At 43.4% G+C, this 24,348-nt stretch carries 19 protein-coding genes and 1 tRNA gene; 8 read left to right on the forward strand and 12 right to left on the reverse strand.

Annotation, left to right across the window (positions count from 1 at the left end; genetic code table 11):
- Window positions 1-60: 60 nt before the first annotated feature.
- A complete protein-coding gene (locus tag ACOJQI_RS18980) occupies window positions 61-513 on the forward strand; it encodes a hypothetical protein (RefSeq protein ID WP_421380977.1) in 453 nt (150 codons plus the stop codon).
- 52 nt (window positions 514-565) lie between these two features.
- Here the strand turns inward: ACOJQI_RS18980 and ACOJQI_RS18985 are convergent, their stop codons facing one another.
- Window positions 566-1,927, reverse strand: coding sequence for a TrkH family potassium uptake protein (locus ACOJQI_RS18985; RefSeq protein ID WP_421380980.1), 1,362 nt, complete (start codon window positions 1,925-1,927; stop codon window positions 566-568).
- A 157-nt stretch (window positions 1,928-2,084) separates the two neighbouring features.
- A tRNA-Ala gene (locus tag ACOJQI_RS18990) sits at window positions 2,085-2,157 on the reverse strand.
- Between the two features lie 166 nt (window positions 2,158-2,323).
- On the opposite strand from ACOJQI_RS18990, the gene ACOJQI_RS18995 reads away from it, so the two are divergent.
- The 3 genes from ACOJQI_RS18995 to ACOJQI_RS19005 all read left to right on the forward strand — a co-directional run bounded on the left by ACOJQI_RS18995 (window position 2,324) and on the right by ACOJQI_RS19005 (window position 6,739).
- Window positions 2,324-3,376, forward strand: coding sequence for a class I SAM-dependent methyltransferase (locus ACOJQI_RS18995; protein ID WP_421380983.1), 1,053 nt, complete (start codon window positions 2,324-2,326; stop codon window positions 3,374-3,376).
- An 81-nt stretch (window positions 3,377-3,457) separates the two neighbouring features.
- On the forward strand, window positions 3,458-5,650 hold the full coding sequence (locus tag ACOJQI_RS19000; RefSeq protein ID WP_421380986.1) for a beta-propeller domain-containing protein: 2,193 nt from the start codon (window positions 3,458-3,460) through the stop codon (window positions 5,648-5,650).
- Window positions 5,651-5,740: 90 nt separating this feature from the next.
- A complete protein-coding gene (locus ACOJQI_RS19005) occupies window positions 5,741-6,739 on the forward strand; it encodes a potassium channel family protein (RefSeq protein WP_421380989.1) in 999 nt (332 codons plus the stop codon).
- On the opposite strand, the gene ACOJQI_RS19010 is transcribed toward ACOJQI_RS19005, so the two are convergent.
- The 3 genes from ACOJQI_RS19010 to ACOJQI_RS19020 all read right to left on the reverse strand — a co-directional run bounded on the left by ACOJQI_RS19010 (window position 6,740) and on the right by ACOJQI_RS19020 (window position 10,010).
- Window positions 6,740-7,144, reverse strand: a complete 405-nt coding sequence (locus tag ACOJQI_RS19010; RefSeq protein WP_421380992.1) for a YugN-like family protein — start codon at window positions 7,142-7,144, stop codon at window positions 6,740-6,742.
- Between the two features lie 128 nt (window positions 7,145-7,272).
- Window positions 7,273-8,622 carry a glucose-6-phosphate isomerase gene (locus ACOJQI_RS19015; protein WP_421380995.1) on the reverse strand — a complete coding sequence of 450 codons (1,350 nt, stop codon included), beginning with the start codon at window positions 8,620-8,622 and terminating at the stop codon, window positions 7,273-7,275.
- 224 nt (window positions 8,623-8,846) lie between these two features.
- Window positions 8,847-10,010 carry an iron-containing alcohol dehydrogenase gene (locus ACOJQI_RS19020; protein ID WP_421380998.1) on the reverse strand — a complete coding sequence of 388 codons (1,164 nt, stop codon included), beginning with the start codon at window positions 10,008-10,010 and terminating at the stop codon, window positions 8,847-8,849.
- Window positions 10,011-10,251: 241 nt separating this feature from the next.
- Between ACOJQI_RS19020 and ACOJQI_RS19025 the strand changes: the two genes are divergently transcribed.
- A complete protein-coding gene (locus ACOJQI_RS19025; protein ID WP_148942213.1) occupies window positions 10,252-10,485 on the forward strand; it encodes a DUF378 domain-containing protein in 234 nt (77 codons plus the stop codon).
- A 731-nt stretch (window positions 10,486-11,216) separates the two neighbouring features.
- Here the strand turns inward: ACOJQI_RS19025 and ACOJQI_RS19030 are convergent.
- From ACOJQI_RS19030 to pruA, 4 genes are all read right to left on the reverse strand, one after another.
- Window positions 11,217-12,608, reverse strand: coding sequence for an aldehyde dehydrogenase (locus ACOJQI_RS19030; protein ID WP_421385513.1), 1,392 nt, complete (start codon window positions 12,606-12,608; stop codon window positions 11,217-11,219).
- A 103-nt stretch (window positions 12,609-12,711) separates the two neighbouring features.
- Window positions 12,712-13,956 (reverse strand): Glu/Leu/Phe/Val family dehydrogenase, encoded by a 1,245-nt coding sequence (locus ACOJQI_RS19035; protein ID WP_421381002.1) that lies wholly within the window; start codon window positions 13,954-13,956, stop codon window positions 12,712-12,714.
- 334 nt (window positions 13,957-14,290) lie between these two features.
- A complete protein-coding gene (locus ACOJQI_RS19040) occupies window positions 14,291-15,487 on the reverse strand; it encodes an ornithine--oxo-acid transaminase (protein ID WP_421381005.1) in 1,197 nt (398 codons plus the stop codon).
- Window positions 15,488-15,756: 269 nt separating this feature from the next.
- Window positions 15,757-17,307 (reverse strand): L-glutamate gamma-semialdehyde dehydrogenase, encoded by a 1,551-nt coding sequence (pruA, locus tag ACOJQI_RS19045; RefSeq protein ID WP_421381008.1) that lies wholly within the window; start codon window positions 17,305-17,307, stop codon window positions 15,757-15,759.
- Window positions 17,308-17,653: 346 nt separating this feature from the next.
- On the opposite strand from pruA, the gene ACOJQI_RS19050 reads away from it, so the two are divergent.
- A complete protein-coding gene (locus ACOJQI_RS19050) occupies window positions 17,654-19,063 on the forward strand; it encodes a sigma-54 interaction domain-containing protein (RefSeq protein WP_421381011.1) in 1,410 nt (469 codons plus the stop codon).
- A gap of 112 nt (window positions 19,064-19,175) precedes the next feature.
- Here the strand turns inward: ACOJQI_RS19050 and yugI are convergent, their stop codons facing one another.
- From yugI to ACOJQI_RS19065, 3 genes are all read right to left on the reverse strand, one after another.
- Window positions 19,176-19,589 (reverse strand): S1 domain-containing post-transcriptional regulator GSP13, encoded by a 414-nt coding sequence (yugI, locus tag ACOJQI_RS19055; protein WP_421381014.1) that lies wholly within the window; start codon window positions 19,587-19,589, stop codon window positions 19,176-19,178.
- Window positions 19,590-19,750: 161 nt separating this feature from the next.
- Window positions 19,751-20,986 (reverse strand): hypothetical protein, encoded by a 1,236-nt coding sequence (locus tag ACOJQI_RS19060; RefSeq protein WP_421381017.1) that lies wholly within the window; start codon window positions 20,984-20,986, stop codon window positions 19,751-19,753.
- The gene (locus ACOJQI_RS19065; RefSeq protein WP_421381020.1) at window positions 20,979-21,539 is read right to left on the reverse strand and encodes an RNA polymerase sigma factor; all 561 of its coding nucleotides are present in this window, start codon (window positions 21,537-21,539) and stop codon (window positions 20,979-20,981) included. The genes ACOJQI_RS19060 and ACOJQI_RS19065 overlap by 8 nt, the downstream gene beginning before the upstream one ends.
- A 162-nt stretch (window positions 21,540-21,701) precedes the next feature.
- Between ACOJQI_RS19065 and ACOJQI_RS19070 the strand changes: the two genes are divergently transcribed.
- Together ACOJQI_RS19070 and ACOJQI_RS19075 are read left to right on the forward strand one after the other, a co-directional pair.
- Window positions 21,702-23,045, forward strand: a complete 1,344-nt coding sequence (locus ACOJQI_RS19070) for a sodium-dependent transporter (RefSeq protein WP_421381023.1) — start codon at window positions 21,702-21,704, stop codon at window positions 23,043-23,045.
- Window positions 23,046-23,174: 129 nt separating this feature from the next.
- Window positions 23,175-24,329: an IS4 family transposase gene (locus tag ACOJQI_RS19075; protein WP_421381026.1), complete on the forward strand. Its 1,155-nt coding sequence runs from the start codon at window positions 23,175-23,177 to the stop codon at window positions 24,327-24,329.
- Window positions 24,330-24,348: the final 19 nt, after the last annotated feature.

A 24,348-nucleotide genomic window follows, 5' to 3' on the forward strand; every position in this document is an offset into this window, starting at 1 on the left:
ATGTCAAACCTGCTGATTGCTCATCTACTATGGAAATTAACGAAAGATGGAGGAAGATCTGTGGTGAAATCCCAATATATGCTTTACTTGAAAAGTCTGCCAATCTTTCAAGGCCTCGATAATCAAGTAATGAAGAAAGTAGTAGCTGCCTCAACGCTGATAGAAGTCCAGACACCTGAACATATTAAAGAGTGTCTTTCAGAAGAAGAATTGATCATCGTACTCACAGGGGAATTGGAACTTTACTATGAAAATGCTAAACAAATCCCCCTAAAAGTAAAATCTGTTGAAAAAGGGGAATCCTTCACCCTTCTTGAATCCGATACCGACCATCTGGTGATCAGGCCAACAGATCAAACTATTTTAATGAAAGTCCCTTTATTGTTCATTGAACATTTGCTTATGCAAAATGTTAAGTTTAAACAGAATGTGATCAAGGCAATGAGTGAAAAATTACGTTCCTCTTATGATAAGCTGATCAACCTCATTAGCAATGATTCTCAGAAAGTATAAAAAAAAAAAGAGTAGGACCTTTTTCTTCTGGCCACTACTCTTTTTTTGCTTATCACCCGATAATCACTCTTTCCTTAGGATAGTGATAAGATTCTTTCACAGCTTTTCCTCGAATCAAGAATAAGAACGAGAAGATCCCTATCCTTCCAATGAACATCAAGGCAATGATGATCCATTTTCCGGCCGTACCCAATTCTGTTGTTATTCCCATAGATAATCCAGTGGTTCCAAAAGCAGAGCAAACTTCAAAAATAATCTCCATGATACTAAACGACGGTTCGAGATAGGTCATCAGCATAACCGCGGAACTGCAAATCATGACAGCTGTAGTGATGACTATAAAAGATCTGTGTATATCATCCGGGTCCACCTCGCGTCCAAATACCTTGATGGTGTCTTTCCCCTTTGCATAAAAGAAAATGCTTAAGATCATAATGGCAAATGTTGTCGTACGGATTCCCCCGCCGACACTGCTTGGCGATGCCCCGATAAACATCAACCCGCTGAGAATCAGCAACGTCGGGCTTGAAAATTCACTTACATCCATTGTGGCAAGTCCGCCGTTCCGTGTGGAGACCGACTGAAATAAAGAATAGAATAAGGACTCATGCCATGGTTTTCCCGTAAAGAAATGGTTTCTTTCAAACAAGTAAATGAGTACTGCTCCTATAATGATAAGAATAAAGAAAGTCAGGGTTGTTAATTTAGTGAACAGCGTAAACCTGTAATGGGAACTTCCGCCGCTCTTGATGAAATCTTTCAGCTCAATGAGCACCGGGAATCCGATGGCTCCGAGAATCAATAAGACAATATTGATGAACTGGACAAAGTAATCATTGGCAAACGGCACTAAAGAAGTACCAGTGATGTCAAAACCTGCATTGGTAGTGGCACTGACCGATGCAAAAAATCCCTGTACAAAAGCCTCTTCCCAAGTCGGGAAGTAATGCAGGAAGTGAATCCCCAAGATCAATGCACCAATCAGCTCTATACTGATGATGATGATCAAAATCTGCTTCATCAGCTGAACCAATCCGGAAAAAGTCGAACGGTTTTGGTCCGTCATAATCAAACGCCGGTCCTTCAATCCGATCTTCTTGCCAAACAGCAGCCAGATAAACGTACCAAGGGTCATGATTCCAATCCCGCCGAATTGCAGTATGAATGCCAGAACGAAATAACCCGGTATACTGAATGTATCTGCAGTAGAAACAACTGTAAGCCCAGTTACACTGATGGCACTGACTGAGGTAAATACGGCATCTATGAACGACCATTGCACCCCGGGCCTGTGTACACCTGGAAGACTCAGCAGAATCGTAGAAACAACTACTGCCAACACATAGAATAAAACAATCAATTGTACTGATGATAGCTTTTTCCTTAACTTCTCTAACCTTTTACTGTCACGCATTTTTACACGACCTTTTTAATGTACTGACAAATTAACTATGTAAACATACTCCAGCAAAGCTTTTTTACTGGAACCTATATATTTTAACACTAATCTCATCAATAAAAAACAAACGGCCAGCCTCTATAAAAAGTGACTGACCGTTTGTTACCAGTAATGGAGCATAGCGGGCTCGAACCGCTGACCTCTTCGCTGCCAGCGAAGCGCTCTCCCAGCTGAGCTAATGCCCCGTAATATAATGTTTCGACGCTTTTTATTATATAAACTTTAATCCGTTTTATCAAGTAGTTTTATAAAAATTTTCTATCTTTCTTTTTCTTTTTCCCTGATTTTATTGTAAACGCTTTCCCAACCTTTTATAATGAAAGAAAATTCTGATACTTATAGGAGGAAACTATGGGACAAGCTGAATTGCTGCTGGAAGAGATCAAGCCATTCGATGAATCACATATCGGCACGAGTGAAATGCAGAAGAATTTCCGCATGGACCTGCGAAATTTTTCTGAGAATGAATATAACAAATTTGTAAAGGTGGACACCATCCGTGACTGGTCCCTGCTGTCTTGGAAAGATGTCGGCCGCCCTTTTGAAGTGAAGAATTACTCTGCTGACAGAAAGCAATATGAAGAAGAACACGGAAAGCCCATGAGCGCCCATACTTCCTGGCAATATTTCAACAAATCCTTTCATGAGTGGTTTTCAAAGGATATTCCGCTGGAACAGCAAAAAGAGAAAGAAAGATTCGTTGCCAGTCTTAAATCTTTCAAACCTGGTGAAATCAAGTCTGCCCTTGGCGATGTTGTGCGGATTCAGCTATGGAATTATGTCCATCGGATTCAAGACGGCATCTGGGACCCCCGAGGCAAACGGACACTTTTTGAAGGATTGGATGTTTCTAAACCAAGGATCCTATTTCTCGGAGCTGCCGAGGGATACGAAGCTATGCAGCTTGCCGCTATGTATCCTGGTTCAAAGGTCGTGATGGTCGATTATGATGAGTACTGTAAGACGACCAGATTTGAACATTTTCCAGATTCCTATCCATTCCTGGGCGTCAACCCCCATACCGGACAGCCGAAGGTTTACTATAAAGACGACCTTAATATTGAGTATGTAGTGGATGATATTCGCAATCTCTCTTATGGTAATGAATTTGATATCGTGATCTCCGTCGGTCTCCTGGAACATTTTCCGGATGAGTATAAACCTGAAGTGGTTGAATGGCACCGCAAATTTCTTAAACCAAATGGCTATGTGATTATGACGACTCCCCGGAATCAACTGCGATCCCGCATCTACTATAATATTTTTGCAGATGTGATGAATCACACCTACCGCGAGCTGATGACCGTCGAACAGATGGGATTATATATGTATGAAAATGGGCTTGATATACTGAAGTCCGGATATATCAAGGTTCATAATGGAGTCATTGCAAAGATGCGCTGAGGTTTATTTTCCCTTTTATGTAACATTCTTGTTTCATCTTCGTCTACTTCAGTAACAAATGAAATGATAGGAGTGAAGAAGATGAAAAAGTTATGGATTGGTGCCGCTGGTCTCCTGCTTGCTGTAACGATTGTTTTTGTTTATTTTAAACAGCCTGCTGTCGAGACCGGCGCCATAAGTTCTGATAGGAACATTGTTCTTTCTGATAAAACGTGGAACTTGGAATTTTCGGAGCCAATTAGAAAGACAGACGAGAATTCATTCTATGTCGTAGATGCTGAAGGAGATAAAGTTCCTGTCAAGGTGTCCATCAGTGAGGATCGAAAAAGTGTCACCATCCATCCTCCGGAACATGGTTATGCTGCTGAATCTGAATTTTTCACCCTGCATATTTCCTCTGAGGTCAAATCATCTCTGGGCCTTCCTGTTCGCGGAGATAAAACGGTAGAATTTGCTGTTGTCCCCACTCTCCCGGAAGTAAAATCAAAAAAAGACCTTAATCAATATTTCAAATATGCGATCAAAAGAGAAAAAGAGAACAGACCGAAGTTTTCAATGTTTGACGGATCTGCAACAGAAGAATCAGCCGATACCGCTGATACAGGCGGAAATGCTGCAATGGAGAGCGAATCTGCCTCGGCTGATCACAGTACGACCAACAATCAAGTACAGGGCGTGGATGAAGCGGATCTCGTCAAAACTGACGGTTCTTACATTTACCAGATTGCCTCCCAGAAGCTGATCATTACAAAAGCGGTCCCCGCTGCCGAAATGGAGGTTGCCTCTTCTGTTACTTTTGACCATAACTTCTCCCCCCAGCACTTGTTTTTACAAGGAAATAAACTTGTTGTCATCGGAAACAGCTGGAATGATGGATATTCCAATAGTGCCTTCCCTGAAAAAGAAGCAGTTCAAGCATTGGATATGCCGATGCATGGAATGATGAAAACATACATCTATGATGTCGCCGATAAAAAGAAACCGGAACTGCTGCGGGAATTCGGCATGGAAGGAAATTATGCTGCAGCCCGGAAGGTAGGTTCTTTTGTATATCTTGTCGCTAACCATTACCCAGATTATTGGATTTTGGAAGACAAAGAGAATGCTGATTTGCGGCCGCGTATAACGGATAGTTTAAATGGTGAGGAACCCGTGTTATTGGATTATGAAAGCATTAAATATATGCCGCAATCCACTGAAACCAATTTCTCATTATTTGCTGCATTAGACCTTGATAACCTATCATCAGAGATCAATGTTGAGTCTTATCTTGGCAGCGGCCATCAAATCTATATGTCTAAGGAGAATCTCTACCTGGCTTTAACCAGGTACAATCCGGCTAGGGAAAGTGCATGGGATTCAGCTGATACCGAGGTGTATAAATTTTCAATTGACAAATCCAATATCGATTTTGCAGCCATGGCTAATGTTAAAGGGACCATTCTCAACCAGTTTTCGATGGATGAATATGAAGGGAATTTCAGGATTGCAACGACAAAGGGGAATTCGTGGGGAGATGAACGGACTCCTTCAGCCAATAACCTTTACATCCTGGATGAAAATCTGAAGCCTATCGGGAAAGTCGAGGACCTGGCCAAGGGCGAGCGGATTTATTCCGTGCGGTTCATGGGGGACAAAGCATATATGGTAACATTCAAACAGGTCGATCCCCTATTCGTGATAGACACGAGTGACCCTCACTCTCCCGAAGTCTTGGGAGAGCTGAAAATTCCAGGGTTCAGCAGCTATCTTCATCCATTGGACGAAAATCACTTGATCGGATTCGGTTATGACACGAAACTGGTCAAGGATGATAAAATGCCAAATGCAGAACCCAGGGTCCTGACAGCCGGCATGAAGATTTCCTTATTCGATGTTTCTGATTTTCATAATCCTAAAGAGAAGGATACCGAAATCATCGGCGGACGCGGAACCCACTCTTATTTGCTCGAAGACCATAAAGCACTTTTCCAGCATCGTGAAAGAAACTTGTTTGGTTTTCCGGTTTCCGTTTATCATGAAAAAGAAGGCAGCATGTATGAACAGGTCTTTGATTATCAGGGGGCTCTTGCTTTTGAGATCACTCCTGAAAAAGGCATTGTTCAAAAAGCCAAATTGGTTCAATCCGAAAAGAATGAAATCTATGAACGCTGGGAGAACCAGATCCAAAGAATGATCTATATAGGTGAAAACCTCTACACATTATCACCTGAGGAAATTCAGGCTTACAGTTTGGATGGTTTCAAGCAAATCCAGAAAATCGATATTCAGTAATTTATATTGGGGCTCTCCTCTGGAGGGGCCTTTTATTTTTATGAAAACCGGGAATAATGTATAGGAATGTGGGAAAGGAGAGCTTTACAAATGAGTATTTCTTTTTATCAGAGATTTTTAAGATGGCCAATCCTGGTGAGGACATTTCTAATTGCCATGACTGCTATTTCCGGCTTTGGCATACTGATTCATCTAATTGAACCAGAAAATTTCCCAACGATTTTTGATGGGATCTGGTGGGCTATCATTACAACCTCCACAGTGGGTTATGGAGATTATGTCCCGTTGACGGCAACGGGCAGAATTATGGCAATGCTGTTGATCCTATTAGGAGCCGGTTTTTTAACCACTTACTTTGTATCACTGGCAACTTCCACTGTCACGAACCAGAATGCCTATCTGGAAGGAAAAGCTTCCTACTCAGGGAAAGACCACACCATCATTGTCGGATGGAATGAGCGTTCCAGGGAAATCATTGACCAGCTGTATACATTTGACAGTAAACATGACATCACATTGATTGATAACACTCTTAAAGAAAATCCGTACAGAAATCATTATATCCACTTTATAAAAGGTGAGGCATTCCGTGATGATATCCTCATAAAGGCAGGGATCAGAGAGGCCTCCATAGCCGTCATAACAGCCGACCAAAATAAAAATGAAATAGATGCTGATATGAACTCCGTGATGACCTTGCTGGCAATGAAGGGAATCGCGCCTGAACTGTATTGTGTTGCGGAAATTTTGACCAGTGACCATATAGCGAATGCTGAAAGGGCGGGCGCCGATGAGGTCATCCAAACCAATAAGCAGACAAGCTACATCATTATGGACAGCATTTTATCCAAAGGGATGAGCACCACTATATTGGAGCTGTTAAACCATTTAAAAGGCAATAACCTTAAAGTGGTCGGAACAGCACCGGAATGGTGTGAAAAAACCTTCAGCGAATTGAGCAGCATCCTTTTAGAAAAGAATATCATCCTTCTGGGCGTCAAAAAAGGAGGGCACACAACTGTGAACCCTCCCCGTGAGACTGTAATCAACCCAGATGACGGGCTGCTGGTCATCTCGAGTGAGAAGTGATTATCTGAGCAGCTGGTCTTCCAGTTCTTTTACCAATTCGACCCCGACAGAGATATATTCATCAGGAAAACTGGCGTCTGGATCCTGGGGTTCCGAGAACTGGTTGGTTGTCCCGGAAAACGTACCAGTCGACGCATGGTCATCCAGTCCCCGCTGGTATTTATGTGAAAGCAGGAACGGCCTTCCGAACTCCACGGTCGCTCCTCTTGAATCGAGCTGTCCATCTACAGATGCGAAAGGCAGACGCAGAAACTGATATCCGACTTCGTCATCAATTTTATAATCGAAATAACCATGGTCATAATCCCAATTGCCGCCGATATCATATCCCAGCGGCTTTAACAGCTGCTCCAACTTATATAGCTGAAAATGCTGCCCCTCCAGTTTAGAAGGAAGTTCAATCATTCCTAACACTCCTTTCTTTTCGGTTAGTTTTTCCCAGAGTGGGTGGGATAAGTCATAAAACGCGAAAAAGTACTTTGAGACACAAAAAGAAGCTGACACCCATACGGATGTCAGCTTCTTTTTCAATATTATTTAAGTCGCTTTTCAAGCTCAGCTTTCTTTTCTTCGAATCCTGGTTTTCCAAGAAGAGCGAACATATTTACTTTGTATGCTTCCACTCCCGGCTGGTCGAATGGATTGACGCCAAGCAGGTAACCGCTGATGGCACAAGCTTTCTCAAAGAAGTACACAAGGTAACCGAATGTGTATGCGTCCATAGCCGGAATCTCAACGATAAGATTTGGCACACCGCCATCTGTATGGGCAAGCAAAGTCCCTTCAAATGCCTTGTTGTTAACGAAATCAACAGTTTGACCAGCAAGGTAATTTAAGCCGTCCAAATCGCTTTCAGCTTCCTCGATCGTCAGCTCGTGGCGCGGTTCAGAAACTTTGATTACTGTTTCGAACAGATCCCTTCTTCCTTCCTGGACATATTGTCCCATAGAATGAAGGTCTGTAGAGAAATTCGCTGATGCAGGGAAAATTCCTTTTTGGTCTTTTCCTTCACTTTCACCAAACAGCTGCTTCCACCACTCGGAGAAGTATTGCAGGCCTGGCTCATAGTTGATCAGCATTTCAATTGTTTTGCCTTTGTTATAAAGGACGTTTCGTACTGCCGCATACTGGTACGCAGGGTTTGATTCCAACTCTTCTGTATCAAAGTCGGTACGGGCTGCAGCAGCACCGCTCATCATTGATTCAATGTCAATACCGCTTGCTGCAATCGGCAGAAGACCGACAGCTGTCAGGACAGAATAACGTCCTCCTACATCATCAGGTACAACGAAAGTTTCATATCCTTCATCATTAGCAAGTGTTTTAAGGGCACCTTTTGCTTTGTCCGTTGTTGCGTAGATACGTTTTCTAGCTTCTTCTACACCGTATTTTTCTTCTAATTTTTTGCGGAAGATACGGAACGCGATGGCAGGCTCCGTCGTTGTGCCTGACTTGGAAATAACATTAATGGAGAAATCTTTATTTTCAAGAAGATCCATCAAGTCAGTCATGTAGGTAGAGCTGATGTTGTTTCCTAAGAAAAGGACTTGAGGAGTCTTGCGTTTTTCCCCAGGAAGGGCATTGTAGAAGCTGTGGTTCAGCATTTCAAGAGCCGCTCTCGCACCAAGGTAAGACCCGCCAATTCCAATGACAAGAAGGACATTGGAGTCGTTCTGAATTTTCTCAGAAGCCTTTTGAATCCGGGAGAACTCCTCTTTATCATAATTTTCCGGAAGGTCAATCCACCCTAGAAAATCGTTTCCTGCACCTGTTCCTTCATGCAGGGATTTGTGTGCTGTTTTTACAGCATCTTTTAAGTATGTAAGTTCATGTTCGCCAAAGAAAGGCAATGCTTTTGAATAATCAAAGCGTACATGTGTCATATTATTTTCCTCCAATTGATTTTAGTCGTTTTTATTCTTACCTGTCAGCTGGCAAAACTAAACGAAAATCTTGAACTTCGGCTTCATCTTTTCTATAAGCTGCCTACAGTAAACACTTTACCGAAACAAAAAGAGAGAATCAAGAAAGGACTGAACTGTAAACGGATACATTTTAATTTTTATCAAAACAGGCTGATTCACCGGTGAATCAGCCTGTTTTTGTATTAAAGTGAAGCTTTTAGAATAGCTTTCACGTCTTCATGTTTTAATGAGTTAAAGTTACCGAACTCTCCATTTGCCATGGCTTTTTCGGTCATTTCATCGATTTTTTCATCGGCGATGTCATAATCCGCTAAACGGGAAGGTGCTCCGATGCTGCTCCAGAACTCGGACAGTTTATCGATTCCTTCAAGGCCGGTTTCTTTAGCAGACTTCCCTTCAGGATTTACATCGAATACGCGTACAGCCATCTGGGCGAAGCGTTCCGGATTCACATCAATATTATGCCTCATCCAGTTAGGGAACAGGATGGCCAGACCCCCTGCGTGCGGGATGTCATAAACAGCAGAAACTGCGTGTTCAATATTGTGAGTAGCCCAGTCGCCGCGGTAACCCATTTGAAGCATTCCGTTCAAGGCAATTGTTCCGGAATAAAGGATCGTTTCCCTGTGCTCATAGCTCTCAAGATTGTCAAGAAGTTTAGGAGCTGTTTCAATGACAGTTTTCAGTGTAGATTCACACATTCTGTCTTGCAGCGGCGTGTGTGTTGCATTATTGAAATACTGTTCAAATACATGTGACATCATATCGACCATACCGTAAATCGTCTGGTCCCTTGGCACAGTGAATGTATTCTGTGGATCTAAGATAGAGAATTTCGGGAACACGGCAGGACTGCCCCATCCATACTTCTCATGTGTTTCCCAGTTTGTGATAACTGAACCTGAGTTCATTTCAGAACCGGTAGCAGCCAGTGTCAGAACCGTTCCAAATGGAAGAGCTTCTTCGGCGAACGCTTTTTTGATCACAAGATCCCATGCGTCTCCGTCATATTTTGCACCTGCAGCAACTGCTTTGGTACAGTCGATGACACTTCCGCCGCCCACTGCAAGGATGAATTCGATTCCTTCATTTTTACAGATTTCCACACCTTTTCGCACAGTGGAAATACGAGGATTCGGTTCAACACCTGAAAGCTCATGTACTTCTGCATCTATTTCTTTTAATAAGCCCGTTACTTGATCATAGAGGCCGTTTCGTTTAATGCTTCCTCCACCATAAACCAGCAGCACCTTTTTTCCGTATTGTGGAATCTCTTCCTTTAGTTTTTCAACTTCATCTTTACCGAAAATCAATTTGGTCGGATTATAATAAGCAAAACTGTTCATTCCTGTAACCTCCTTATTTTTTAACGGCTTCCCTTTATGTAAAAGCCTGATTCTCTTCGACTCTGCCTTTTCATTATCGAATATAATGTTCCCCTAATGCAAAGAAAATGCACGCGGATATTTTTTGGGGAGATGCATAATAATCCTCAAAAAACTGCAAGCTATGAGGGAAACATGAATTTAAAAGTGCCGAGTGTACAAAAAGTGTAAGCCGGCACCTATTCCATAAGGAGGTAACAACATGAGTACTATTCAACGCATCGCACTGGTCCTTACAATCATTGGAGCAATCAACTGGGGGCTTGTAGGGTTCTTCCAATTTGACCTTGTTGCCGCTATTTTCGGCGGACAAGATTCAGCACTAGCCCGCCTTGTATATGGTTTAGTCGGTATCGCCGGCCTAATCAATATCGGTCTTCTGTTTGCTCCTTCTGAAGAAGCAGAGCAGTCTCCTGAAGCCCGCCCGACTCGTTAATAAATTATAAAAGACAAACTCCGGAATCGGGAGTTTGTCTTTTTTGGTATTGCGGTTATTGTGGTGCTTGTTTTGTAGTTGATTCTTTTTTAATTTTAACTTACTTTTTAATTCCAATTCGGAAAATCCACGCAAAATACATAGCCGAGTCTGGATTCCTTGCTAATGCGACAGGAATCCATGTCAAATCTCCAACCGTGTCGCGATTCTATGCCAATTGGGACAGGAATCCATGTCAAATCGTCAACCTTGTCGCGATTCCGTGTCAATTGGGACAGGAATCCATGTCAAATCGTCAACCTTGTCGCGATTCCATGCCAATCGGGACAGGAACCTATGTGAAATCCCTAACCAAGTCGCGATTCCGTGTCAATTGCGACAGGAATCCACGTCAAATCGTCAACCTTGTCGCGATTCTATGCCAATCGGGATAGGAACCTATGTGAAATCCCCAACCAAGTCGCGATTCCGCGTCAATTGCGACAGGAATCCACGTCAAATCGTCAACCTTGTCGCGATTCCATGCCAATTGGGACAGGAACCTATGTGAAATCCCTAACCGAGCCGCAATTCCGTGTCAATTGGGACAGGATCCAATGCAAAATCCCACGCCGAGTTCTCTCCTTATGTGCCCTGCCAATTCACTCTGGTTTCGCCGATGATACCCTTCTTTCGCATTTTTCCATTGCTACCCGGATAGCTTAGTGCGATTCCACAAAAAAGGCGCAGTCCTACCGAAGCAGTCTGCGCAAGATTTTCAGCCCATTCTTTGAATTAGGATACTTAAAGGAAAAATCAAAGAGATTGGTTTGTTTTAAGACGCTTTTATAATGGGAAAAGGTTGAAAAGCTGCTTTCCCCATGATAGCTGCCGATTCCGCTTTCACCCACTCCTCCAAACGGAAGATGGGGCGTTGCAATGTGCATCAGCGTGTCGTTGATACAGCCGCCTCCATAAGAAAGATTCTGGGTAATATCTTTTTCCACGTCATCATTTTCTGTGAATAGATAGAGGGCTAGAGGCTTTGGCCGGCTGGCTACAAAGGCTTTAACCTCTTCCAGCCTGTCATACGTAAGCATCGGAAAAATCGGGCCGAAGATTTCCTCCGTCATAACCGGTACTTCGTTATTATTGGGTCTGATCATAGTCGGCTGTATCTGCAGAGATTGGTCATTAAATCCGCCTCCAAAGATCACTTCCCCATCATTTAAATAGCTTTTGAGGCGATTATAATGCCGTTCGTTAACAATTTTGCCATACTGGTCGCTCTTTAAGGGCTCTTCCCCGTAAAACTCATGAACCGCTTTTTTAAACTCTTCAATGAATTTAGTTTCTGCGCTCCTGTGTACAAACAGGTAATCAGGTGCGATACAGGTCTGCCCCGAATTAGCGAGTTTCCCAAAGGCAATTCGTTTTGCAGCGAGACTCAGGTCAGCGTCTTCATGTACGATGCACGGACTCTTTCCACCCAATTCAAGCGTGACTGGAATCAACCGTTTAGATGCGGCTTCCATCACAATTTTTCCGACAGGGACACTTCCTGTGAAAAAGATGTAATCGAACGGCTGGTCCAATAGGAGCTGGTTGGTTTCAATTCCACCCTCCATGATATAGATCAGTTCTTTATCGAAAATGCCTTCAAACAGTTCGGAAAGCACCCTTGAGGTGTGAGGTGTCAATTCAGATGGTTTGACAATCGCTGTATTCCCCGCAGCAAGGGCCCCGATCAAAGGAGAAATCGCCAGCTGAACCGGATAGTTCCATGGAGCGATAATTAAAGAAACTCCGTATGGTTCAGGGATCCGATAACCTTTTGACCCTATATGGGTAACAGCTGTTTTCACTTTTTTGGGTTTGACCCATGAGTCCAGATTTTTTAAAGTAAAGCTGATTTCTTCAAGCAAAATCCCGATCTCGGTTGTATAGGCTTCTCTTTCTGATTTATTTAAGTCATTATGCAGGGCTTTCAGGATGTTGGACTCGTTTTCCCGAAGAACGGAGGCCAACTTTTTAAGATTTTCTTTCCTTGCTTCCAGGGGCCTCGTTTTTCCAGATGCGTAATGATTCTTTTGAAGAACAACTGCGTCTATCACTTCTTCCCGTGACTTTTCACGTATTGGCATTCCGCTCATTTAAAAAACTCTCCTTGGATTCGAATATTGTACTTTCATTATATACCTTTTTCCAAGAAAAAAGCCGACCAGGCGCATACCTGATCGACTCTTTTTAAACCCAGCCTCTGAACCTGGAAGCTTCCGCCATTTTCCGGGCACCAACCATGTAGGCTGCCAAACGCATATTGACACGACGGTTCATCGCCGTTGTATACACGTTATCAAACGCTTCTACAAGTTTAGTGTGAAGTTTTTCATTCACTTCTTCTTCAGTCCAGTAATAGCCCTGGTTATTCTGAACCCATTCAAAATAAGAAACCGTTACTCCTCCTGCACTTGCCAGTACGTCCGGTACAAGGAGAATGTCTCTATCTGAAAGGATTTTTGTAGCTTCAAATGTAGTCGGACCATTTGCCGCCTCAACGACGATAGAAGCTTTGATGTTATGTGCATTGCTTTCTGTGATCTGATTGGAAATGGCTGCAGGAACAAGGATATCGCAGTCCAGTTCTAGTAATTCCTTATTGGAAATTGTATTTTCAAATAACGTTGTTACGGTTCCAAAGCTGTCACGGCGATCCAGCAGGTAATCGATATCCAAACCTTTAGGATCATGAAGAGCTCCATGAGCATCAGAAATCGCGATGACTTTCGCTCCTGCGTCATGCATGAATTTTGCAAGGAAACTTCCAGCATTACCGAAACCTTGAATGACTACGCGGGCACCTTTTATATCAATGCCTTTCTTCTTGGCAGCTTCCTCGATACAAATAGTGACACCTTGTGCTGTTGCTTTTTCACGGCCTTGTGAACCGCCCAATACCAATGGCTTTCCTGTAATGAAACCAGGTGAGTCATTTTCACGTAAACGGCTGTATTCATCCATCATCCAAGCCATGATTTGTGAATTGGTATATACATCAGGGGCAGGGATATCTTTGGTTGGACCGACAATCTGGCTGATTGCTCGAACATACCCACGGCTCAGTTTCTCGAGTTCAGTGAAAGACATCGTCCGTGGATCGCAGATGATTCCGCCTTTCCCGCCGCCATACGGCAGGTCGACAATGCCGCATTTCAGGCTCATCCACATTGATAATGCTTTTACTTCTTCTTCATCCACTTCCGGATGGAAGCGGACTCCGCCTTTGGTAGGCCCTACAGCATCATTGTGTTGTGCTCTGTATCCTGTAAATACTTTGATGCTGCCATCATCCATACGCACAGGGATACGTACAGTCAGCATACGAATCGGTTCTTTCAAAAGCTCAAACATTTCCTCATTATAACCAAGCTTGCCCAGAGCATCGTTGATTACGTGCTGAGTAGATGTAAACAGATTCAGATTTTCTCCCATTGAAAAATTCGCCTCTTTATTGTGTAGTCTAAAACCGTTGTTATTGTAACATACAACCTGAAAAATGCTTAGTAAATTACGGCATAATCATAAATTATTTTGAAATGAAATGAGTGGTTGGATTTCCGTTTCAGGTGCGCGACTCTGCGGGGCGGGCGGTGAGCCTCCTCGGCTGCGCCTGCGGGGTCTCACCTGTCCCGCTAGTCCCGCAGGAGATCTCGCACCTTCCACTCCAATCAAAAGGGATGAGCGATCCAGTACTTCTCATCAATTCTCTATGAAAAATTGGTGAGAAAAGTTTGCTAAAATGCACTTTTTATGTGAACCAATCAGTTTACTTAGACAGGACTTTCTGGATGCGCTCGATTGCCCAATCAAGGTCTTCCTGGCTGATGATCAGCGGTGGAGCAAATCTGATGACTGTTTCGTGTGTTTCTTTGCACAGAAGCCCTTCTTCTTTAAGCTGTTCGCAATAGCCGCGTGCAGGTTCAGTCAGTTCCACACCGATGAATAAGCCTCTGCCGCGTACTTCTTTGATTTTTGGATTATCGATTTCTTTCAATTTGTTCATGAAATATTCTCCAAGTTCCAGAGAACGCTGTGCCAGTTTTTCGTCTTCAAGGACTTCCAAGGAAGCGACAGAAACTGCACAAGCCATTGGATTTCCTCCGAATGTGGAACCATGGGAGCCAGGATTGAATACGCCCAGGATATCCTTGTTGGCTACGACACAAGAGATCGGGAATACCCCTCCGCCAAGTGCTTTACCAAGAATGTACATATCCGGTTCAACATCTTCCCAATCGGAAGCAAACATTTTGCCGGTACGTGCAAGTCCAGCCTGGATTTCATCTGCAATGAATAGGACGTTGTTTTCTTGACACAGCTCGTATGCAGCTTTTAAGAAACCTTCCGGAGGGATGACAATGCCGGCTTCACCTTGGATCGGCTCGATTAAAAACGCTGCCGTGTTAGGTGTGATGGCTTCTTTCAATGCATCAAGGTCGCCATAAGGAACAAGGTTGATACCCGGAAGCATCGGACCGAACCCGCGCTTGTATTCTTCTTCAGAAGACAGGGAAACAGCTGACATGGTACGACCATGGAAGTTCCCTTCACAAGCGATGATTTCCGCCTGATTTTCTGCAACACCCTTCTTGTCGTATGCCCAGCGGCGTGCTGTTTTGATTGCTGTCTCCACAGCTTCAGCGCCAGTATTCATTGGAAGAGCCATATCTTTATTTGTCAGTTTACAGATTTTTTCGTACCAAGGCCCCAGCTGGTCATTGTGGAAAGCACGGGAAGTCAATGTCACGCGGTCTGCTTGGTCTTTCAGCGCCTGGATGATTTTTGGATGGCGGTGCCCCTGATTGACTGCAGAATAAGCGCTCAGCATATCCATATACTTGCTGCCTTCAGGATCTTTTACCCATACACCTTCTGCTTCTGAAATGACAATCGGAAGCGGATGATAGTTATTCGCACCGAATTCCTGTGTTTGTTCAATGATAGATTGAGAGTTTCTTGACATTTTTTCTTCCTCCTAATCATTTTTACTGATTTCCGCTTCAGGTGTCCGACTCCGCGGGGCGGGCGTTGAGCCTCCTCGGCTTCGCCTGCGGGGTCTCACCTGTCCCGCTAGTCCCGCAGGAGATCGAACACCTTCCGCTCCAATCGAATGAAATGAAAGATTACGAGCTTAGCGGAAAACAACATTTTATTAAGTATGAAATCCTTTGAAAATATGTCTGATTATAATCAATGGAGCCTCCTTGTGAAGGCTCCATTATGTTGTCAATTTTATAGCATTTCAGATGTTGTCTTAGCTTGCATATGAAGAAGCAAGTAGTCTGGTCCGCCTGCTTTAGAGTCAGTACCTGACATGTTGAATCCGCCGAATGGCTGGTATCCAACGATTGCTCCTGTACATCCGCGGTTGAAGTAAAGGTTTCCTACATGGAAATCTTCACGAGCCTGCTCGATGTGTGCACGGTTGTTCGTGATTACCGCACCAGTCAAGCCATAATCAGTGTTGTTTGCAATCTCGATTGCATGATCGAAGTCTTTCGCTTTTGAGAATGCCACTACAGGTCCGAAAATTTCTTCTTTCATGATTCGTGCTTCCGGATCGAGATGAGCAAAGATCGTCGGCTTGATGAAGTAACCTTTGGAGTCGTCTCCTTCTCCACCGATCATTAATTCTCCTTCTTCTTTACCGATTTCGATGTAGCTCATGATTTTATCGAATGCAGCCTGGTCGTTAACAGGTCCCATGAATGTTTCACGGTCTGTTGTGTCACCGACTGACAATTCTTTTGTTAATTCAACGGAACGCTCAAGCACTTTATCGTAAACTTCCTCATGGATTATTGCACGGGAACATGCTGAACATTTCTGCCCTGAGAATCCGAATGCAGATGCAACGATTGATTTAGCAGCCAACTCAAGGTCTGCTTCTTTATCAACAACGATAGTATCCTTACCGCCCATTTCAGCGATTACGCGCTTAAGCCAGATTTGGCCAGGATTCACTTTTGCAGCGCGTTCGTAAATACGGGTACCTACATCGCGTGAACCAGTGAAAGATACGAAGCGTGTTTTTGGATGATCAACAATGTAGTCCCCAATTTCAGATCCGCTTCCAGGGATGTAGTTGATGACACCTTTCGGAAGGCCCGCTTCTTCAAGGACTTCAATGAATTTTGCAGCTACAACCGGTGTTGTTGAAGCCGGCTTCAGAAGTACTGTGTTACCGGAAACGATAGCAGCAACAGCTGTACCAGCCATGATAGCGAATGCGAAGTTCCAAGGGGAAATGACTACACCTACTCCCAGTGGAATGTAGTTAAATTGATTGTATTCGCCAGGACGGCTTTCTACTTTGAAACCTTCAGCGATGCGAAGCATTTGGCGGCCGTAATACTCCATGAAGTCAATAGCTTCAGCAGTATCCGCATCAGCTTCGTTCCATGGCTTACCTGCTTCTCTTACTAGGATTGCAGAGAATTCATGCTTGCGGCGGCGTACAATGGCAGCAGCCTTGAAAAGGATATCTGCGCGTGTTTCCGGCTTTACTTTTCTCCAAGTCTGGAATGTTTCATAAGCTTCGTTCATTGCTTTTTCAGCTAAGTCACGGCTAGCCTTGGAAACACGCCCAACAACTTGCTCCTTGTTCGCAGGGTTCACAGAAACAATCTTATCTTCAGTCATGATTTTTTCTCCGCCGATTGTCAACGGATAATCTTGACCTAAATAACTGTCGACCAACTTAAGGCCCTCTTTAAATGCTTGCTGGTTTTCTTCTTTTGAAAAGTCTGTGAATGGTTCATGTTTGTACGGAATCAATTTCATTTCCCCCTTTATCTAGAATAAAGAATTAGTATATTCATATATTGCAGGGTTTTTACGCAAAAAATATTTGCATTCAGAAAACCCTTACATATATAATAATGCAAAAGATAGTTGCATTTTTCAAGCCTTTTGCTTAATTTTTTTTCAACTCTTAATAAATTGCTCGTCACCATGTGTATGAAAGGGAAATTCCTTTCATTCATCCAGGGCTCAAATGCTTGCTGAAAAACTATCTTGCACACTACACTATTACACTGTGAAACGCCCTTTCAAACTTATAAACCTGATTCTTTGAAATTTTCCTGAAATTTTTTTCGGAGCAGTACACAAAAAGGAGAGAAACCAGATGTTTGTGAACGGAATGCAAGAGTTAGTTTATCTCTATGAGAAAGTATTGGACTCTATAGATGCAGGCGTTCATGTTATTAACTCAGAAGGAAGAACTATTATATATAATAGAAAAATGATGGCGATCGAGGGAATGGATGTCGAGGATGTCCTCGATAAAAATCTTCTTGAAGTCTTTCAATTCAGTTATGGAGAAGAAAGCACACTGCTTAATGTCCTCAGGACCGGGAACCCGGCCCTGAATGTCAAACAAACGTATTTTAATGTAAAAGGCAGCGAGATCACGACCATTAATAATACGTATCCGGTTTTTCAAAATGATGAGATCATTGGAGCAATGGAAATCGCACGGGACATTACCAAGCTCGAAAAATTGATACGTGAAAACCGTTCTAAAAAAGAGGAGCCGCTATATACGTTTGACCATATTATTGGAGATGACCTCCGCTTCAACGAAGTCATTGAAAACAGCAGACGGGCTGCAAGAACCTCTTCTCCTGTTTTGATTGTTGGAGAAACCGGAACGGGGAAAGAACTGTTTGCCCACAGCATACACAACGGCAGTCCCCGGGCAAAGGAGCCGCTCATCAACCAAAATTGTTCAGCGCTTCCCGATTCTGTGATGGAAGAACTATTATTTGGAGTAAATAAAGAAGAATCCGGAGAAACAATTGAGAGTCCCGGATTATTTGAACAAGCAGGCGGAGGAACTTTGATTCTGGATGAAATCAACAGTTTAAGCCTTCCCCTTCAAACAAGACTATTAAGAGCATTGAGGGAAAAGAAAACCCGCAGGATGGGCTCGGATATCGACAGGCCGATTGAATGCAGGATGGTGTGCACCATCAATGAAGACCCGATTGATGCCATTTCAGAGGGAAGACTGCGGAAAGAACTCTACTACCAATTAAGTGTGGTGTCCATCTTCATTCCTCCATTAAGAGAGCGGATGGAGGACCTGGAACCTTTATTGAACTTCTTTATTGAAAGGTATAACGGACTTTTCGGCATGGAAGTTCAAGGACTTGAAGATTCAGTGATTGAAAGATTTAAAAACTATGATTGGCCGGGTAATGTACGTGAACTGGAACATGTTATTGAAGGAGCGTTCAACCTGATGGGTGCAGGAGGAAGAATCGGCTACAATCAGCTGCCGGTCCACTTCAGGCAGCGCACACAGTTTTCAAACGAGAAGAACCTTGAAAATAACGCCGAAGACTTTCTATTTGACGCTGATAAAGAAATTAAACCACTGGACGACTATATCGCTGAGGCTGAGATTTATTACATCCAAAAAGCACTTATACATCATGACTTTAATGTCACCAAAACCGCAAAAGCTCTTGGCATGAGCAGACAGAACCTGCAGTACCGAATCAAAAAGTTTGAAATCGAGCGTCCGGATTGAACCTAAAAAAGGAGCCTCTTCCTCTGTATGATGGAAGGCTCCTTTTGTGTGTTCTTTGCCCGTGATTTGAAAGCATAAAAAAGAACCGGTATCACTACCGGTCCTTGAGGTATTACTTCTTGATTAGATCTTCACGCTCAGATTGCTCGATCCACTCTTCAAGCTTGTCTTTAAGAGTGTTGAAGCCAGTTGGAGCCGTTTCATCTGCAGCAGCAGGTTTCACGCTTCCTTGGCGGCGCTTAGGCTTTTTAGCCGCAGCTGCTTTAGGCTCTTCTGCCGGCGGCTCTTGAGTCGCGCGGATGGAAAGGCTGATTTTACCTGCAGCTTCATCAACAGATAGAACTTTTACTGTTACTTCATCGCCAACGCTTAGATGTTCGTTAACATCTTTAACGAATCCGTGTGTGATTTCGGAAATATGAACAAGTCCTTGTGTATTTTCATCAAGCGCAACAAACGCACCGTATGGCTGGATGCCTGTTACCTTACCTGTTACAACGCTTCCTGTTTCGTATTTTGTACTCATGGGAACAACTCCTAATTATATATAAATTTTCTCCTTTTTACGCAATTATAGATTATATCACAGTTGACAAGCTTACGCAAAAATTCTCTATACTTATTAGATAGTTTTCCCGTTTTTGAAACGATAAAACATGCATCATGATGCGTTTTTTCATTAAGATCTCAGAGTTCATAATCCATATTGAAGCTCTCCCAGTCTTCTGGTTTGTTGAACTGGTTTTCCTTCAATTTGTTGTAGTAAGGTTCGATCCTGCCGGCTGTTTTAGAATCCGGATACTTCTGGATCAGTGTCTCATAAGATTCTTTAATATCCGCTTTCAGTGTTCCTTCTTCATTAAAGATGGATTGTGCAGAAGAGCCTTTTACATACGCTCTAAGAAGAGTTATATACTCCAATTGAAACTCCTCAAGAAATCCAGAGTCCTCAGGCAGGCTTTCTATTGCTCTCTCGTAAAGGAGAAGGTCCCCTCCAGCTCGTGCCCAAGTGGTGGTGATCACGCCACCGTTAAGGCTGCTCGGAATACTCTTGAGCTTCAGGGCATCCATATACACTTCAGGCAGCTCAGAAGATGAGAGCATAAAAGATACATACGTTACATCCGTTCCCGCCACGAACCGGTCAGCCTTTTCTGAATACATGAGGGAAATCCCATTGGCTGTTGCCCCTTCTACCAACTTCACTAATTCCTCTGAGTACTGTTTTTCCCTTTCAAGCAAGATGTCCCTTCCTTCAAGCTGGCCAAGTTTGATGTCGTCTTGCCATTCGTTCCTGTACTGCTTCATCTCTGCCTCATAAACAGGAAGCAGATCTTTCTGCGTCTCGACATACTTCTTGACCCACTGTTCCGCCTCACCATCTTTAATGCTTTTTCCGGTCAGGCCATTGATCATTTGCTGAGGTGTTTTTAAAATATCATCAAGGTTTTCCGTAATGCTTTCCATGTATCCTGAATTATTGGCGACTCTTCCATCGTCTTCTTTCATATTCCGCGTTACATAGGCAGCAAATTCCTCGGCATCTCTTCCCATTTCCGTCTGTGCAAATCCCTCTTCTGACAACCCAAGGCTTCCGATTGCCTGGGTACGCCGAACTTTATAATGACTCTCAATTTCTTCAACAGTCTTTGTCACTTCTTCCACTGTCAGTTCGGACTGCTCCCCATTTTGCGGATTTCCTCCCTGATCGCCTGTAAACTGAAGGGCCAGTACAGAAGAAATCAGAAGGACGCCGATGAAGCTTGCAGCATAAGGCCAGTGAATCATTTTCCGCTTTTGTTTCTCCGGTTTTCGTTCTTTCTCAATCGCCTTTATGACTTCGGAAACATCAGTTTGGCCAGGCATCCGTTCGTAGTTTTTATTAAGCAGGTTCATTCGTTTCTCAAAGATTTTATCATCCATGAGCTTTTCCCTCCTTCTTTTCAGCCTTGATCATTGCCTTTTTCAGCATATCCTTCCCCCTCAACAGCCTCGTTTTGACAGTTGACAGATTCAAGGACAGGATTTCCTGGATCTCTTCATACTTTTTTTCATGAAAATAGTAAAGGATGATTGGGATCCGGTATTTCTCATCAAGTTCTTGTATACATTCATGAAGCAGCCTGTCTTCCTCTTCCCGGAATACCGCTTCTTCGGGCAGATAGGGATCTCCCTGAAAGGACTCTTTTGCCAGCTTTTCAGATTTCAGAAAGTAGCGGTTCTCCTTCCTCATGAAGTCCCTTGTCACATTTAAGGTGATTTTATAAAGCCAGGTTGTAAACTTTGAATGGGAAAATTGGTGTAAAAACCGGTAAACCCTTATGAATACTTCCTGTGAAATGTCTTGGATATCAGAGCTTGAAGCACCCATTTGAAAAGCAAAACGCTCTACAACCGGAGAATATTTCTTTACCAGCTCACTGTAGGCTGTTAAATTTCCTTTTTGGGCTTCTGCAATGAAGTACTCGTTCTCCACATTCAGGCCCCCTTTCCTTTTATTTGTAATTATGTAACGCAAGTTTTCCAGTAATTGTTTCATTGAATATGAAAATATATCTGATTATTTCAAATCATCTATACACCCAGTGAAAATCATAGTAAGATGGTGAAATCATCTTGAGAAAGGAGAGAACAAATAATGAGAAAAAATGATCAGTGGTCATCCAAAATCGGTTTCATCCTCGCTGCTGCCGGATCCGCCATAGGGCTGGGGGCGATTTGGAAGTTTCCTTATATGGCCGGAACCAATGGGGGCGGGGTTTTCTTTTTGCTCTTTATCCTTTTTACTATTTTAATCGGGACCCCGATACTGCTCGCTGAGTTTGTCATTGGCCGGAGAGGCGGAGGCGATGCCGTCACTTCTTACCGCAATCTCGCACCTTCATCGGTCTGGCCGCTTGTCGGATATTTCGGGACCTTCATCTCATTGGTTATTTTATCATTTTACAGTGTAGTGGGAGGCTGGATTTTATCCTATCTGGTCCGCAGTCTGACTGGCGGGCTGACCGGCATGTCCCAGGCAGAATATGGAGCTTTATTTGAAGGGATTATCAGCAGCCCTTGGGAAGTACTGCTGGCCCAATTCGCTTTCATGGTCATGACAATTGTTGTGGTCAAAGGCGGAATCAAAGCTGGAATAGAGCGCGCAAGCAAATTGATGATGCCTGCCTTATTTGTTCTTTTCCTTGTACTGGTCGTCCGCTCACTGACACTGGATGGTGCCATGGAAGGCGTTCGTTTCTTATTGCAGCCGGACTGGAGCTATCTGAAGGCTGAGACGGCCCTGCTTGCACTTGGACAAGCATTCTTCGCTTTGAGTGTGGGTATCTCGGTTATGGTCACATATTCTTCTTACCTGCCCAAAACCGAAAACATGCCAAATTCAGCATTCAGTGTCGCGGGATTGAATATCCTTATATCCTTGCTGGCCGGACTGGTCATTTTCCCTTCCGTGTTTGCTCTTGGGTTCCAGCCGGATGTCGGTCCCGGACTCGTATTCGTTGTCATTCCGGCTGTATTCAATGAACTGGCCTTCGGTGGGGTGTTTCTGGCAATCTTCTTGGTCCTGCTGCTTTTCGCTACATTGACATCAGCGTTTTCGATTCTTGAAATCATCGTGGCTGTCATGGAAAAAGGAAATCCGCAAAAACGGGGCCGCTATGCCTGGTTTGCCGGGATACTGGTATTTGTCGTCGGGATTCCAAGTGCCTTATCTTTTGGTGTGCTGACCGACTTTCAGATCATAGGAAAATCGTTTTTCGACTTCGCTGATTTTATTGCGAGCAATATCGGGCTGCCGGTTGGTGCCCTGCTGATCAGTATCTTTACTGCCTATGTATTAAAAAAATCTGCTGTTAAAGAGGAACTGCAAAGAGGCTCAGGAATGTCCGATGGCTTGTTCGAGACCTTATATTTCCTTATCCGATTCGTCGTTCCAATCGCCATCATTGCCGTATTCCTGAACTCAATGGACATCCTTTAACCCTTTAAAGAAGAAGGGGACAGCACGAGTGTTGATTAACCATAATATGTAAAATAAACGGTATTATTAGACAAAAAAAGCCACTCTCTTTTAGAATGATTGTTACCGCTAACAACACTAAAAAGGAGAGTGGCTTCATTGACTAACTTTAACAAATTATCAGAGATGCTTCAAACGTTCATTACTGAAGAAGAGGTAGAAAACCTCTGTAAGAAATGGGGTTATCGCGACACCGCAAGAAAATTTTCCACCCGAGATTTGGTACGTTTCTTTGTCATTTCGTCTGCGAAAGATTGGAAAAGCTTTCGAGATGCTGAAACCAAAATGCCCCAGGAAGAAAGTTTGCCTTCAGTTGACCACTCAACCCTCGCTAAAAAAGCTCAAAACGTTCCTTATCAGATCCTTCAAGAATTGTTCTCTCGTTTAGTCAATCGCTTAGGGCGTGGAGTGCGCAGAGCACTGTTCAAGCCTTATAAACTATTCGCAATTGACTCCACAACCATTACTTTTCAACATCCAGATATGAGCTGGGCGGGTTACACCCGCACCCGCTATGCTATTCGTCTCCATACAAAATTCGATGTAGAGGAAGGACAACCTACCCAAGTCATTCCTACAACTGGACGGCATCACGATGTCATGATGGCGCCCAAGTTGTATGAAGACACGGAACCTCTTTCTATCATCACCGCAGATAGAGGATATGCGCGAACGAGAGACTTTGAGGATTTACAGGAAAACAATCAATTTTTTGTGATTAGAGTCGCTAGCTCATTCTCCCTCTCGGGAGAGAGGGAACACAGTGTACCTCTTAATGAAGAGGGCAATGTGAAGGAAGACCTGACAGCCTTTATTGGAAAAGGCACCCGCAAAACAAAGGTTCGATTCAGATTGGTTACCTTTACCGACAACGAAGGAAACAAAATAAGAGTAGCTTCGAACTTAATGATGATGTCCCCTGAGGACATTGCTTATATCTATAAACTTCGCTGGCAAATAGAGCTATTTTTCCGTTGGGTAAAAGGCAACCTGGATCTGTCCAATCTCTTTGGAAATTCTCCGAATTCTGTATATAGCCAGGTTTATGGCACTCTTATCAGTTACTTGCTTTTACGCTGGATTTACAATGAAACCAAGGAAGAATGGGCTACTTTACACTCTTTTACCTTCATAGAATTCACCCGTCGTTACGTGGCATACACCTTACCTGTTGAGGTAAGGTGTGCCGTTAAATCGCTTTTTGAACGAAGGGGGAGTCTGTGCCAATCACTTGGAAAAATATAGCTAATCAACACCCCTGAAG

This window comes from Bacillus salacetis, assembly GCF_049177075.1.
GTDB lineage: Bacteria > Bacillota > Bacilli > Bacillales > Bacillaceae_B > Rossellomorea > Rossellomorea salacetis_A.